Source organism: Anaerotruncus massiliensis (ex Togo et al. 2026) (assembly GCF_900199635.1).
Lineage (GTDB): Bacteria > Bacillota > Clostridia > Oscillospirales > Ruminococcaceae > Anaerotruncus > Anaerotruncus massiliensis.
Genome location: NZ_LT962687.1, coordinates 810308 through 823865, shown reverse-complemented (window position 1 = coordinate 823865; position 13558 = coordinate 810308). Strand labels below are relative to the sequence as shown.

Below are 13558 nucleotides of genomic sequence, written 5' to 3'. Positions count from 1 at the left end.
AATCTCCTTAAAATCTATAATATTAACCAAACACAGGGATGGGACCGGAAAATGGAGTCCAACTAAAGCTAAAATCAAAATTAAAATTTGCTCCAAAGAAAGGGAATAATACCGTTGAATTGGGCCCTGTTGTTTGAGGTTGATTTAGTTCAATATAATCCCCCTCCATAACGTAATAACCTGCAAGCATCTCTGAGGTAGGCATCGCCATAATTTCTCCTGTCGAATAATACTCTCGGACTCGCTTTCCGTCAGGAAATACAAAAGTCCACCCCTTTTCATCGGTTTCTATAGTAATTTTATCTGCCCAGTCTTGCTGGTTCGCCTGCCAGTCCCAATCAGTTTCTTCTCTAAGTCTCTCAAGAACTTTTGTCGGCGGATCTCCGGGCGATTTTTTGTTTTTATCGTGAGGAGATCCATCATCATTTTGTGAGAATTTTTTCTTCCCATCTTTATACTCAAGATGAACATGCTTTAAGCCTTTATCTGTATGCGGAGGGTCTATCCGTACCTTCCAACCTTTCCCCAAATCAATCCATTTTGATCTGTTACCGCTTGGATCAATGAAGTTAATAGAATCTCCACGGCAATAAATATAAAGATTGAGGCTGAGCGGATCGATAGTCTTCTTATCTCCGGGTAGGGATACATCGGAACTACGTGTGGAATCTTCGGCGGTAAACCTGCCGGTTCTCGGGTCGTAGCTTCTCGCGCGCAGGTAGTAATCGCCCGTCTCACGGTCGAAGTACTCGCCGCAGTAGCGGAAGGGGTTCACATCCAGCGGCTCCGGATGCTCTTCGTTGCCAAAGGCGTCGTACCGGTAGTTCTTCAGCAGGTTTCCCAGCGCGTCCGTCCGCTGCACCACGTCCCCGTGGGCGTTGTGGAGGTAGTACTGGAGCGCGCCGTCCTGCTCGCGGGCGATCAGGTTTGCGCCGCGCAGATACCGCGCCACGATGACGCCCGTCGCGCCGACTTCCGCCACGATGTTCTGCCCGTCCCACAGGTGGGTAACGCCCGTTGCGTCCGCGCCGCTCCCGTAGGTCTTGCCGTAGCGAAGCCCGTCCGGACGGTAGGTATAGGCCGTCCGCTCGCCGTCCGCGTAGAGGGATGCCGTCTGGTTAAATCCATTATACCCTCTTATTTCCAGCGTGGCAAGTTCCCTGCGGAAGCCGTTCGGCACATAGCCCACCCGCGGCGGCGTCCCGTCGTCCGGACCGGTCCTGCTCCATTCCCGGTACACTTGGTTGCCGTTGCCGTCATAGCGGTAACGGTAGGTTTCAACCGTATCTTTCCCTCGCTTTTCCTCGGTCAGCAGCCAGTTGTTCGGGTGGTAGCCATAGGTGGTCGTGTAGGTCTCGCCGCCTGTCACCGTCATGCTGGAGCGGTTGGAGAAGCGGTCGTAGGCGTAGGAGATCGTGTTGCCCTCCGCCTCTCTCTCCCGCGCGAGCCTGCCCATGCCGTCATAGACGTAGTCCGTCACCTTGCCGTCCGCCCCGGTTTTGCTCTTCTGGTTGCCGTCGAGATAATAGGTATACCTGTAGGAGGACACGACGGTGTCTCCGCGCCTGTTGACGAGCGAGGTCACAAGGTTCGCGGAATTGTAGGTATACGCCGTCGTGAGGCCGCTCTCGGGGTATTCCAGCGAGATCCGGTTGCCGTTGTCGTCGTAGGCATACCGCGCGATCACCGCCTCCCCCTTCTTCACCTCCGCCAATCGGTTGAGGCTGTCATAGGCATAGCCGAGAGAGATTTCCGCCGTGCCGTTCCGTGTGAGGGTAAAGCCTGTGCGGTTGCCCGCCGCGTCGTAGGCGAGACTCTTGACGACGCCGTCCGATTCCACCTGTTCCACAAGGCGGCCCCGCGCGTCGTAGCGGTAGGTCACCGCCAGCATACCGTTCGAGTCGGACAGCTTCTGGTTCGTCTTGGTATAGCTGTGGGAGATGCTCTCAGGGACGCCATCCACCGTCACCGTCTCGGAGAGGACGCGGTCCAGCGCGTCATAGGCATAGACGGTCGTGTTCTTATTGCGGTCCGTCTTGCTCACGAGCCGTCCCACCGCGTCATAGACGCAGGTCTCCACAAGGTAGAGCGGATCGTCCGCCGGCAGCGCGTTGCTGCGCGGGTCCACCATTTTGACGACCTTGCCGAAGCGGTTATATTCGCAGGTGGTCTTTGCCGCGCCGTCTAGGGAATCGCCGAGCATGCCGGTGTACACCGCGACCTTGTTTCCCGCGGCGTCGTATTCGTACCGCGTGCGGTTTTCGCTCCCGTCCGCCTCGAAGAGGATGGTATCCGTGACGCGGTTCCGATTGTCGTAGCGGTATTCGGTCTTCCGCCACGCCTCCGGTTCGCCCGGCGCGCCGCACAGCACCTCCTGCCGGAGGACGTTGCCCGCAGCGTCATAGAAGTAGCGCGAAACCGCGCGGGTGCCCCCCTCGAACGGCGCTTCCTGCCGGATGAGGCGTCCCGCCGCGTCGTAGTGAAACAGCGTGGCGTTTCCCTTGGGATCGGTCGTGGAAACCTTATTCCCGAGCGCGTCGTAGGCCGTGAGGGATGACTTGCCCGCCGCGTTCGTCTCCTTTGTCACACGGCCCGCGTGGTCGTATTCCCATCTCGAGACGTTCCCGTTGGGATCGATCGTGGAGACTTTGTTGCCCAGCTTATCATAGCCGTGGACAACGACGGAATCCGCCGTCCCCTTCATGCGCTCTTCCACCACACGGCCGAGCTGGTCGCTGGTCGCCTGCGTGACGACGGAAGGCGCGGCGGCGTCCCCGTCGACCGTTTTGGTCACGCGGGAATACCTGCTCTCCACGACGGGTTCATAGACGGCGGTTTCTTTATAGAGCTCCTTGCCCGCCGCGTCCGTCAACGTCCTGGAGATCACGTTGTCGTAGAGATCGTAGACCTGCGCGGTGCGATTCTTGACCGTGCCGTCCCCGCCGTATGCCGTCTGTTCCGTCAGGCGCTCCAGATGGTCGTATGTAAACGAGGCAACCGGGATCTCCGTCTCCCCGTCCAGCAGGGACTCCCGTTCGATCCGGCCGAGCGGCGTATACTGGAGCCGTGAACGGTTTCCCGCCTCGTCCGCGGTGGCGATGCGATTGTTGGCGTCGTCGTATTCGGCGGTGCGGAAGGTCCCGTCCGGGTTCGTTTCCTTCACCTTGCGGCCGAGACCGTCGTATTCCACCGTGGAGGTATGGCCGTTTCCGTCCGTCGCGGAGGTCTGGCGGCCGTACCAATCGAACACTGCCGTCTGTTTGATGGTGCCTGCCGCATCAGCCGTATCCGTGGGAGCGATCAGGTTGCCGTTTGCGTCCTTCACGCCGAGGAGCCGTACCTCGATGGGCTCGGGGGAGTAGGGGCCGTAAACGTACTCGGTGACGGCGCAGTCCTCCGTGGTATCCAGCGGATCGCCGTAGTACCGTTTTTCCCGGATCAGACGATTCTGTCCGTCGTATTCATAGGCGGCGCGCTCCTTGAGAACGTCGCCGTCATAGACCCGCTTCTCGGCCGCGAGCTTTTTGTCGCTTGTAAGCGTGTACGCCTCCCGGATCGTGCCGGAGGTGTTCGTCGTAACCCTCCCGGTCATGAGGCTGTAGGAGAGATCGTAGGTTGAGGAGACGTTCTGGTTGTTGGCGGCGTCCTGCGGATAGTTCTCCGTATATGCGGTGACATTGTCCTTGGAGTCGTAGGCCCAGGTCATCGTCTTGCTCCGGGCGCCGCCGCCCTGCGGATCGTAAACCGTATCCGTCTCCGAGACGGGCAGCTTGCGCTTGCCGCGGTTTTCAAATTCGTACCTGATCTCCCGCCTGCCCACGAGTCTGGCCGCACCGGAGATGATGTGGTAGGTCTCCTCCGTGGAAAGCATGCCGTGCTTGCTTTCAAAGCTGCTGACCACCCTTTTTTCGGCAACGCCGCCCTTGAGGTATTCCACCGTCGCGGTCTTGGTATAATCGGCCCCGAAGCCGTTCCTGCCAACCTTCTTGACCTGTTTATCCGTCAGGTCCAGTTCGCCCACCGCAAAGCTGTATGTTTCCTCGTGTATTGCGGCGTTCCGGTCGGCCGGGTCCGGGAAATCCCTGCGCGCCTGTACCGCGAAGCTGTAGACCGTGCCGTGCATGCAGCTCGGAAGATCACGGCTGATCCCCTGATAGGTATATTCCGTCCGCGCGCCCGAGGGGTGCCGGATGGCCGTCAGGAGTTGATAGGTGATATCGATACCGTCGTCCGCCGACTGGCTCGACTTCAGGAACAACCGGGTATTCCCGCTCTTCGGGGTGTACTCGTAGGCCGTGACGCGCTCGCTGCCTTCCCCGATGACGGCGCGCATGTCCGCGAGCAGGTTGTCCCGCACCGTATACTTGCAGAGGATATCCCCTGTCTCCTCCTGCTGCCAGTAGAGGGTCTTCACATTGCCCGAGACGGTTTCTTTCAGATTGAGAACACGCCCCATGGTGTCGGTGATCCGGCTCAGGCGGCCGCCCGTGTAACCAAAGGAGATCCGGTTTCCGAACTTATCCTCCATATACTGGAGCCGGATATCCTCCTCGGTGCCGGAAAAAACGTCCTTGCGGCCGCTGCGGTGGGTCACCACCGTCTGCCCGGAGGGAAAGGAGAGGGTGATGTCCTTTTCCTCGTAGTCCTCAAACTCCCAGACTCTTTTTTCATAGTTGCGGGCGATGGTGATGGAGCGTCCGTCGTCGAGGTGCAGGTACATGGTGCCGCGCAGTCCTTCCTGAATCTCCATGATTTCTGTGGGCGCACTGTATTCAATGGAGGGGAAATTGAACCGCCAGCCGTATCCCAGGCCGTAGAGCTTGAGGAAGTGGTCGTTTGTACGGGCGATGGTTTTGAGACGCTTTCCAGTAATGATATCGTCGAGGAAGTAGTCGTCCGCTGTGAAACCGTTGCTCTCCCGCTGATCTCTGAGCTCGCTTTTGCTTTTGAAATACATATACCGCATTTCCAGCTTGGTGTCATAACGGACATCCTGTCCGTACCAGCTTCCGCTGGTTTTTTCCGGGATGGCGTACTGGGCGCCCGAAGCGGTGGAGTCGTAGGACCGCACCACGTCGAGGTCGAAGCCGTTTAAGCCCGGCAGGTGGACGTCCGTGTAAGAGAGCTGCAGGGCGCCGCTGTTGAGGGAAACGGTTTCGTTGCCTTTATAGGCGATGTGGTAGGGCGCCTCCACGTACTCGCGGGGGATCGCGTCGATGTATTCGGCGCGGTCGCTTGCGGCCGCGGCCATAGGGACCGCCGCTTCCTGTGCGCCCGTTTCCTCCGTAAGCTCCATGTTCAGGCTGCCGTTGTCTTCATAGGTTGTCATAATGTCCCTCCTTTAAGGGCAAAGGTCAGTTCTCCGGCTTTTTTCGCGTGGAACCCCAGCAGGGTGATGATCCCCGTCCACGGCTCTTCCGGCGCGATGGGGAGATGCAGCTTGAGCTTCCCGTTTTCATGCGAGGCCGTCTCCGGGAGCAGGGGATTGTTCACCGCGAGGCCGACGTCCTTCTGCGGGAAGCCCTCCCAGGATACCGCGGCGGGATCGTATACGATGACGAAGGTGATTCCCTGCGCCGCGGGCGCGTTCAGGGCGTTGACCTGCAAAACGAGTGCCTCTCCTTCTGCCACGGATACGGTGAGTGAATCCGCCCAGTTGCCGCCGGGGATGAGCTCCTGCCATTCCTGCCAGGTCGGCTGCTTGTCCGTCAGCATCTGCCAGTCCAGTTTTGCCTTTTCAATGTCCTCCCAGGTGTACCCCGCATCCGGGTCCGGTTCCGGACGGGGCTGGCAGACTTCCAGTTCCGCCCAGCTCCTTCCCGATAAAGCAAGCTCGCTCCATGTAAATGCGCATTGTTCCCAGGTGCATCCGTCCGTTTTTTGCGGGCTCATATTCTGTCTCCTTTCAAGGGGAGCCGTCCATGGGGACGGCTCCCGGTCAACTTGTCCCTATTCCCGCGGAGCTTCGCTTTCCCCGATGAACGCCTTTACATCGTCTTCGCTGCCGACCAGGTTGTAACGGATTTCTCCGTCCACCTCAATGAACCAAAGAGGCTTGTCCTTTGTCCATCCGAAGGCTTGAATGATCGTTTCCGGAGCGGCGCCGTTTACCGTCTGCGTCCCATCAAACTTAAAGTATGTATACATTCTTTTTACCTCAATTCTCGATCAGCAGATATTTGTCCGTCTGGTTGTTGTCATACTCGCCGATGTGGATTTCAATGTCGGCGGCCGCTTCCTGCTGTCCGGCGGTGATCTCCAAAGTGCTGCCGTCAGGCTTATGCAGTGTGATCGGGTCCGGAGCGCTGTATTTCTGCCCTTTAAAAATCTTCCACACCAGAGGGCCGTCCGGTTTTACAGTCAAGTCGTAATCCAACGAGAACAGCCGCTGGCCGTCGCAGTACCACATCTTTCCATCGCAGTAGTTACATCCATAGGCCTGCACGGCCGGATAGTTCCCGCTGTTGGAAACCGGGACCGCTCCAAACAGGCTCTCATCGCTGGTCTCTCCCGTGAACAGATCGAAGGTAAAGAGCTTGCTTCCCTGCAGGCCGAATACTTTGTCATCCGTCTGCACGATTGTTGCGCTGGAGCCATGGCCGTCCGTGTTTCCGCGCAATCGCGTATAGATCGTTTCTGTTGTATTAAAAACCCCTCCGCTGGGGGCCGCGTTTCTGGGGGTGGTAAAGCTCCAAGGCGCTCCGGAAGAACGTCCCATATTGCTGACAAATTTGACTGTATCCTCGTTAAAGTCAATTAAACAGCCTTTCCCCGAATTATTTGATGCTTTGCAGAAATCCGGGTTTCGATTGAGCAATGTCCAAGTATTGGAGGCCACATCATACACAGCTAATTCGTAGCCATTTAAAGCCGTATTGTTAGGATAGTACCGAATAGGAATCGCTGCATAAATCTTGTTATAAGCGCGGTCATAGCGCATGACAGGTAAGATATTTGCCGCCTGATTATAATAATTATTTAATCCATAAGGAGGTGCGCTCAATTTAGTGACCTGACCGGACTCCAAATCCAACACGCTGAAGAAGAGTGTGTATCCGGAGAGCAGGAAGGCTCGCTTATCGACAATGACCTGTACAAAGCGAGTGTTTTCGTCGTAGTTTCCCATCATACGAATGTTGTCCCCTTGCGTTTTGGTGCTACGATGATACGTTAACAGCGTGTTCTTCACCTGAACATATATGGTATCACCCCAAGTGAGCGACATATTGTAGCCATAGCTGGTCCATCCCGTCAGGTTCATGGTCAGCTCCTGCATAAAACTGGAGGACTGCCCGCTCAGCGTACTGCGCGGAAGTTTCACCTGCTGCATCATATGTCCTACGCCGCTTCCGCTCCGGCTTCCAACAAAATTGCTCCAAGTATCCATTTACATATCCACCTTTCTGATTTCAATCTGTGCAACAAGATCCGCGGTGGGCGCAGCCTTCAATGCGTATGCGGTTGCAACGCCGCCGTTGTTGCGCAGAATGATCACGCTGCCGTCTGCTTCGAGCTGGTTCAGATATGCCGCCGGGAAGGTCATTTCCAGGACGGTTCCGTCAACGATCCGGCCGTCGGGAACGGGCTGTGTCCACCAGCCCTGATCCGGATCTTCCGTCCAGTCCGCCACGCCGAGCGTCACCGTAACGATCTGAGATGCGCCCGGTTCGCCTTTCGGCCCCTGGGGGCCCGCTTCACCGCGCGGTCCGGTTTCTCCTCGCGGGCCCGCAGGTCCGACCGGGCCTTGAACTCCCTGAACTCCCTGAGGGCCCGCTTTGCCTTCCGGTCCCTGCGGACCGGCTTCGCCCTGTGGGCCCTGCGGCCCCTGCAAAGCGCCTACGCTAACCCATGCGTTCTGGTCCGCGGACCAGATATAGATCTCATTTTCCGCGGCGGTTCCCACAGCGTATGCTTCACCGCTGCCGCCTGTGCCGTGGGCCTGTGAAAGCGCCTCCACGGCAGCGAACAGCCCGAGGATCTTCAGCCCCGCGCCCGGTTCTCCCTGTGGGCCTTCCGGGCCGGCGGGCCCCCTGATCCCCTGTGGGCCGGTTTCTCCCTGCGCCCGCTGGTTGGATCTGGAGTAATCCTTCAGCTCCTGATCCCAGATATACCAGTAGCCGTCCGCACCGATGTAAGGCGTCCTGGTCAGATGGCCCACCATCGCGTCCAGCAGCTGGTTATCGCGATTAAAGTCGGCCATATCGGGTTTGTCTGTCTCGACCCACTGGTTTAGACCGGTGTTCGGAAATTTATTTGTACTTGCCATTTTATTCTCCTTCTCGTTTCAATCCGATAAAGTTGCCTGTTTCACACGATGGTTGCGGATGATGACGATGCCCTGACCGCCAGCACCGCCGCTGGCTACAGCTTCACCCGCAGTAACTGAAGAAGTATAGGCGCTTGCGCCGCCTCCACCACCGCCGCCGTAGTTTCCGCCGCCGCCACCGCCGCCGGCACGTGCTGTCGAAGAGAAGACGCCAAGACCACCATTGCCGCCCCTCCCTGTAATGAAAGCCCCGGGGCGCCCATTTCCATAATCATTGGAGATGTTTCCTCCTGCCCCACCATTTGCGCCTCCATTTCCGCCAGCGGCTCTATTCGAACTTCCAAAAGCTCGGGCACCGCCACCGCCGCCCCCCGCGTAGTCCTCTGCATCGGCTTCCCCAAATTCGCGGGTGGTCGTGCCTTGACCGGGACTGCCGTCGGATGCTCCATCACGCCCTGCGCCGTTTGTGTTAGGGTCTGGAGTAGAACCGCCGTTATTGCCACCTGCTCCGCCAACGTAATTGACCGCGCCGCAGCCGCCCCCGACGGTATATGAAAAGGCCTTGGATGCTCCCCCGTCTTTTCCTGTGCTACCGTTACTAGTAGCACCCGCTCCACCTGCGCCAATGACGATATCATATGGTACATCTTTTTCAACCTGTACAAAAAATGTACCAGTAAAACCGCCCCCTCCGCCACCTCCAGCTACCCCGTTGCTGCTCACAAGATAACCGCGGTTTCCGCCGCCACCGCCGCCGACGAGAAAGGCGTCGATCATCATGCGGTCCGGGGAAAGCAGCGTGAAGGTGCCCGAGGTCAAAAAGCGGATTTTCCATCCGATGCCCTCTTCGACGATGGTCTCTGACTGACCGGTGTATGTAAACTGCGGCACATCGACCCACCCTCCGGGGGAGGGTGAACCTCCTCCGGACAAAAAGCAACTTGTCAGCATGCTTGATTACCTCCTGAAGATACGTTTCAAAATCCCTTGTGTTTTCACTCTGGAGAACTCTGACTCAGCTGGGGACAAAATCTCCGCGCCGTCCCGCCAGAACTTCCCGTCCCGGTACTCGTCCCCGATGCCGACCGGCTTGTCCCCTACCGGCACCGCGTCCGGGAAATCGGATGTGTTGTAGGGCGCGATGACGATCATGTTCACCACCACGCCGTTTTGGATGATTGCGTAATTCATACTGTTTTCTCCTCTCTGTGATTTCGGATGATACAGATGCCTTGTCCGCCCGCACCTCCTCCATGCATTCCGCCATCGGAGCCCGCTCCGCCTCCGCCGCCTCCGTAGTTTCCTCCACCGCCTCCACCACCGGAAGTACCGCCGTTTCCTCCTTTCCCACCAATACCTTCTATTGGAGAACCGTTTGCACCATTTTCTCCTGTTGAACCGTTTCGCGCACCCCCAACACCACCACTTGCGCCGCCATCTCCGCCCTTGCCGCTGACGCCGCCACCGCCGCCGCCACCGGCATAATCTACGCCCGAAGGTTCGCCAAATTCTCGGGTTGTCGTGCCCTGACCGGGATCGCCATTGGACGCACCGTCATATCCGGTGCCGGGCTTACCATTGTCGGCCGCTTTACCGCCGTTGTTCCCGCCTGTGCCGCCAACGTTGCTGCCGTCGCCCGGTGTCCCCGGATTCCCGCCGTTCGCCGCCGTTCCAAATCCCCGCGTGGGAGATCCCGGCTGATCTGAGGCGCCCCCAGCGCCGACCTCGATTGCATAAGGGGTACCTGCCATGATCGAAGTAATGATCGTGGTAGTATATCCACCACCCCCACCGCTTCCTCTTGTTGCCATAAAGCCATTTCCACCACCGCCGCCGCCACCAACGAGGAACACGTCGATATTCAGTTTTGCCGGAGAAATCAATGTAAAGGTGCCGCTCGTCAAAAACTTGATTTTCCAGCCGACGCCCTCCTCGAGGACCGTCTGGCTCTGGCCGGTATACTCGAATTCCGGCAGTTTCAGCGGGTTACTCCCGCCGCCGCTGTCACAAGGGAATGCTGTGTTCAACATTCTGTCACCCCACAATCGTAATCAGCACCGGGATATCCATGCCCGGTTTTTCGCCCAGCGCGGATACCGTGACCTGTCCGGCGGTCTGCGCCGTGAGCAGCAGCTTGCCTGCCGCTGCCGCGTCATACTGCTCGGCGGTCGTGGCCGCCGCCAGCCCGATGGTCCCCGGCGTCTCCGCTCCCACGATCTCCGCGATGGCCAATGCCTGCGTATAGGGGGCCGCGTCACCCATCCAGCCCGCCGCCGTCAGCGTCGCCGTGACGTTCCTCGCCGGGGACGCTTTCCCATTCCAGCCGGACTTTTCCTCCGGACTCACGAACTTGCGCCCATCGGTCTCCGGGATGTCATCCGCCGTCAGGGAGATCGTGCCGCCCGCATCAGGCATTTTCCCATTGATTACAGCGGGGTCCCCTTTGGGGCCCTGCGGTCCAGCCGGCCCCTGAACGCCTTGTTCACCTTTTGGCCCCGGTTCACCAGCCGGACCGATCGCACCCTGAGGTCCGGCAACACCCTGCGGGCCCTGTTCGCCCTGCGAGCCCTGCAGACCCTGCAATACGCCGATGTCCTTCCACACGTTCTCGTCAGACCAGATATAGATGCGGTTGTCCGCCGCGGTCCCAACCGCATAGGCGTCGCCCGCCGTACCGACCGGGTGCGCTCCGGCAAGCGCCGCCGCCGACTCAAAGAGCCCCAGCACCCGGAACCCCGCGCCGGTGTCTCCCTTTACGCCGGTATCGCCCTTCGGGCCCCGCGGCCCCTGTTCTCCCTTCGGGCCCTGCGGGCCGATTTCACCGCGCGCTTTGGTTTCACTCTTGACGTACTCGGCGACGTCGGTGTCCCACACATACCAGCAGCCGTCCGCACCGACATAGGGCGTCTTTTTGAGGTGTCCCACCAGCCCGTCGATAATCTCGTTGTCGCGGTTGAAATCCTCCATCACCGGCCGGTCGCTTGCCACCCATTGGTTTAAATCCGAATTTGGCAGTTTGTTTGTGCTTGACATGAAATTTCCTCCCTTTATGCTGTATTGTTTATAGAAACCCGCCATCCCACCCTGAAATTGCTTTTCTCTCTTCACCCCCTCCTAAGCCGCCTCTTTTTAAAAGTTCGCCTTTTTAAGAAACATACGTTCTATATGCTTTCATTGTATCAGTCCGCCCGTCCAATTATCCGGTCTAGCGGGCGAAATTTTGTCTTGACAATTTCCAGGATTCAGGCTTATAAGGCCATGCGATAACCAAAAAAGCGGCCGAAAGCAAACCTGCTCCGTGCCGCTTACTTTTTAATAAAAAAGGCCATCGGCTCAGACTTGAGTCGATGGCCCTATGGCAAAGGAGTCCTGACCACGCACGCGGGCGGTCCGCTGTTCCATTCTGTGTCTCTTATCTGTGGATGATGTCCACAGCATTTCGCATAAATAGAAAAAGACCGCCGACAAAAGTCAGCGGTCTTTTGGTGGTCGAGGTGACAAGACTTGAACTTGCGGCCTCTGCGTCCCGAACGCAGCGCTCTACCAAACTGAGCCACACCTCGATGGCTGCCCGACTAGGATTCGAACCCAGACAAACAGAGTCAGAGTCTGTCGTGCTACCTTTACACAATCGGGCAATATGCACAAGTCACGACTTATATTATATCGCACATCTCGAAAAAGTCAAGTCCTCTGCCGATATTTTTGGAAAAATGTTGGTGCATGGCGGGGAACGGATTGGGAAAGATACGACGGAAGGGCATTTCCAAAAAAACACCGTCCCGTGGGGAAAATGTCCGCAAAAGACTTGATGAGATTTTTGATCCGTGTATAATAGGGATAAGAAAACAATCTGGGAGGCTTTATAGATGTCTGTGGTTCATTTTTCAAAGGATACCTTCGATACCGAAGCGCTCGGCGCCGCCGGACCCGTGCTGGTTGATTTTTGGGCGCCGTGGTGCGGACCCTGCAAGATGCTCGGCCCCATCATCGAACAGCTCGGCGACGAGATGGACGGCAAGGCCGTCATCGGCAAGGTGGATATCGACGAGGAGCCCGATCTCGCGGCCCGCTACGGCGTCATGTCCATCCCCACCGTCATCCTCTTCAAAAACGGCGAGGAGGCGGCCCGCATGGTCGGCCTCCAGTCCAAACAGGCGCTCGTCCGGATGATCGAAGAGGCGTAACACCGTAAAGTTTTTTTAAATCCCCCGCTCAGCGGGGGATTTTCTTTTCCCCCGAGGGGAAACTATCCGCAGAATACAAAATTTTGTGGATTGGCGGGTGGTGCCGATGGTGGTCGTCACTGCGGGCGGCCCCGGCAGGCGTCTGCGGGAGCTGCTGCGCACAGGCGGCGCGCTTTCGATGCTCTGCGCGGATACCGACAGGGCCGCGTTCTCAGGGGACGGCCCCGATATCGTCTTTCTCTCCCAGCGGGCCTTTTACCAGATCGCGTGTGAAAACGCCGCGTTCATCGTCCGCAGGAAGGGCGAGCTGCCGCGGGAGTTCTCCTGCAAAAACGCCGTCGCGATCATCGACAGCGCCGACCCCGCGGTGCTTTCCGCCGTGGCCGGGCGCAGGCTCCCCGCCGTCACCTGCGGGCTCGGCACCTCCGACACCCTCACCCTCTCCTCCTTCACGGTGGACAGCGCGGTGATCTCCCTCCAGCGCCAGCTCACCGCCTTTGACGGGACCCCGGTGGAGCCCTTTGAACTGCCCGTCTCCTTTTCGGGAAAGCTCGAACCGTTCGAGCTGCTGGCCGCCGCCGCGATCTTCTGCCTCATGGGAAAGCAGAATCCGCTGGCCGCCGCGCCCCTCTGGCGCATCCCGCCCGGCCCGCGGCCTTAAAAACAGACGTATGGCGTCTGTTTTTGCATATCCGCCCCAGGGGGCGGATATGCGCGCAAGGCCGCGGCCCCAGCCGGGGCGCGCCTCCTGCAAAAAGCGGCGGAATCTGGATTGCCGCGCAGGATTTGGCAGTTATAATCATTCCGCACGCGCTCATACTATTACTGCAAACGCAAGAAACATTCTTCAGAAAAATTTAAGGAGTGTATTTTAACATGTCTAACAATTCTTCCAACAATCCTGTTGTCCCGCAGGCTCGTGAAGCCCTCGATAAGTTCAAGATGGAAGCTGCCCGCGAAGTCGGCGTCAACCTCAAGCAGGGCTACAACGGCGACCTGACCTCCCGTGAAGCCGGTTCTGTCGGCGGCCAGATGGTCAAAAAGATGATCGAAGCGTACGAGAACTCCATGAAGTAAGTTTCCCCTTTTGGGTATGAAAAACGGA

The 13558-nt window shown here is 58.2% G+C and carries 12 protein-coding genes and 2 tRNA genes; 3 read left to right on the top strand and 11 right to left on the bottom strand.

Going from position 1 to position 13558, the window contains the following annotated elements; all coding sequences use genetic code 11:
- Nucleotides 1–22: 22 nt before the first annotated feature.
- The 11 genes from C1A13_RS04515 to C1A13_RS04470 all read right to left on the bottom strand — a co-directional run bounded on the left by C1A13_RS04515 (nucleotide 23) and on the right by C1A13_RS04470 (nucleotide 11904).
- Nucleotides 23–5329 carry an RHS repeat-associated core domain-containing protein gene (locus C1A13_RS04515; protein ID WP_101549511.1) on the bottom strand — a complete coding sequence of 1769 codons (5307 nt, stop codon included), beginning with the start codon at nucleotides 5327–5329 and terminating at the stop codon, nucleotides 23–25.
- On the bottom strand, nucleotides 5326–5892 hold the full coding sequence (locus tag C1A13_RS04510; protein ID WP_146021688.1) for a hypothetical protein: 567 nt from the start codon (nucleotides 5890–5892) through the stop codon (nucleotides 5326–5328). Before C1A13_RS04510 ends, C1A13_RS04515 begins: the two co-directional genes overlap by 4 nt.
- A 57-nt stretch (nucleotides 5893–5949) precedes the next feature.
- Complete coding sequence (locus tag C1A13_RS04505) at nucleotides 5950–6147, bottom strand: hypothetical protein (protein ID WP_101549507.1); 198 nt, start codon at nucleotides 6145–6147, stop codon at nucleotides 5950–5952.
- A 10-nt stretch (nucleotides 6148–6157) separates the two neighbouring features.
- A complete protein-coding gene (locus tag C1A13_RS04500) occupies nucleotides 6158–7387 on the bottom strand; it encodes a hypothetical protein (protein ID WP_146021687.1) in 1230 nt (409 codons plus the stop codon).
- On the bottom strand, nucleotides 7388–8266 hold the full coding sequence (locus tag C1A13_RS04495) for a collagen-like protein (RefSeq protein WP_101549503.1): 879 nt from the start codon (nucleotides 8264–8266) through the stop codon (nucleotides 7388–7390).
- Nucleotides 8267–8284: 18 nt separating this feature from the next.
- A complete protein-coding gene (locus C1A13_RS15195; RefSeq protein WP_146021686.1) occupies nucleotides 8285–9217 on the bottom strand; it encodes a glycine-rich domain-containing protein in 933 nt (310 codons plus the stop codon).
- Between the two features lie 6 nt (nucleotides 9218–9223).
- A complete protein-coding gene (locus C1A13_RS04485; RefSeq protein ID WP_101549499.1) occupies nucleotides 9224–9457 on the bottom strand; it encodes a hypothetical protein in 234 nt (77 codons plus the stop codon).
- Nucleotides 9454–10293, bottom strand: coding sequence for a glycine-rich domain-containing protein (locus C1A13_RS15190; RefSeq protein ID WP_146021685.1), 840 nt, complete (start codon nucleotides 10291–10293; stop codon nucleotides 9454–9456). Before C1A13_RS15190 ends, C1A13_RS04485 begins: the two co-directional genes overlap by 4 nt.
- Nucleotides 10294–10300: 7 nt before the next feature.
- Nucleotides 10301–11299, bottom strand: coding sequence for a collagen-like protein (locus tag C1A13_RS04480; RefSeq protein ID WP_207654176.1), 999 nt, complete (start codon nucleotides 11297–11299; stop codon nucleotides 10301–10303).
- Nucleotides 11300–11752: 453 nt separating this feature from the next.
- A tRNA-Pro gene (locus C1A13_RS04475) sits at nucleotides 11753–11829 on the bottom strand.
- A gap of 1 nt (nucleotide 11830) precedes the next feature.
- Nucleotides 11831–11904, bottom strand: a tRNA-Gln gene (locus tag C1A13_RS04470).
- A 231-nt stretch (nucleotides 11905–12135) separates the two neighbouring features.
- Between C1A13_RS04470 and trxA the strand changes: the two genes are divergently transcribed.
- From trxA to C1A13_RS04455, 3 genes are all read left to right on the top strand, one after another.
- Nucleotides 12136–12453 carry a thioredoxin gene (gene trxA, locus C1A13_RS04465; RefSeq protein ID WP_101549497.1) on the top strand — a complete coding sequence of 106 codons (318 nt, stop codon included), beginning with the start codon at nucleotides 12136–12138 and terminating at the stop codon, nucleotides 12451–12453.
- Between the two features lie 85 nt (nucleotides 12454–12538).
- Entirely contained in the window at nucleotides 12539–13114 is a 576-nt protein-coding gene (locus C1A13_RS04460; RefSeq protein ID WP_146021684.1) for a hypothetical protein, read from the top strand.
- A 215-nt stretch (nucleotides 13115–13329) separates the two neighbouring features.
- Nucleotides 13330–13530 carry an alpha/beta-type small acid-soluble spore protein gene (locus tag C1A13_RS04455; RefSeq protein WP_101549493.1) on the top strand — a complete coding sequence of 67 codons (201 nt, stop codon included), beginning with the start codon at nucleotides 13330–13332 and terminating at the stop codon, nucleotides 13528–13530.
- Nucleotides 13531–13558: the final 28 nt, after the last annotated feature.

What these genes read in the sequence shown, in the direction of transcription:
- C1A13_RS04515 (WP_101549511.1), bottom strand. Translation starts at nt 5,329, where the DNA reads ATGACAACCTATGAAGACAACGGCAGCCTGAACATGGAGCTTACGGAG.
- C1A13_RS04510 (WP_146021688.1), bottom strand. Translation starts at nt 5,892, where the DNA reads ATGAGCCCGCAAAAAACGGACGGATGCACCTGGGAACAATGCGCATTT.
- C1A13_RS04505 (WP_101549507.1), bottom strand. Translation starts at nt 6,147, where the DNA reads ATGTATACATACTTTAAGTTTGATGGGACGCAGACGGTAAACGGCGCC.
- C1A13_RS04500 (WP_146021687.1), bottom strand. Translation starts at nt 7,387, where the DNA reads ATGGATACTTGGAGCAATTTTGTTGGAAGCCGGAGCGGAAGCGGCGTA.
- C1A13_RS04495 (WP_101549503.1), bottom strand. Translation starts at nt 8,266, where the DNA reads ATGGCAAGTACAAATAAATTTCCGAACACCGGTCTAAACCAGTGGGTC.
- C1A13_RS15195 (WP_146021686.1), bottom strand. Translation starts at nt 9,217, where the DNA reads ATGCTGACAAGTTGCTTTTTGTCCGGAGGAGGTTCACCCTCCCCCGGA.
- C1A13_RS04485 (WP_101549499.1), bottom strand. Translation starts at nt 9,457, where the DNA reads ATGAATTACGCAATCATCCAAAACGGCGTGGTGGTGAACATGATCGTC.
- C1A13_RS04480 (WP_207654176.1), bottom strand. Translation starts at nt 11,299, where the DNA reads ATGTCAAGCACAAACAAACTGCCAAATTCGGATTTAAACCAATGGGTG.
- trxA (WP_101549497.1), top strand. Translation starts at nt 12,136, where the DNA reads ATGTCTGTGGTTCATTTTTCAAAGGATACCTTCGATACCGAAGCGCTC.
- C1A13_RS04455 (WP_101549493.1), top strand. Translation starts at nt 13,330, where the DNA reads ATGTCTAACAATTCTTCCAACAATCCTGTTGTCCCGCAGGCTCGTGAA.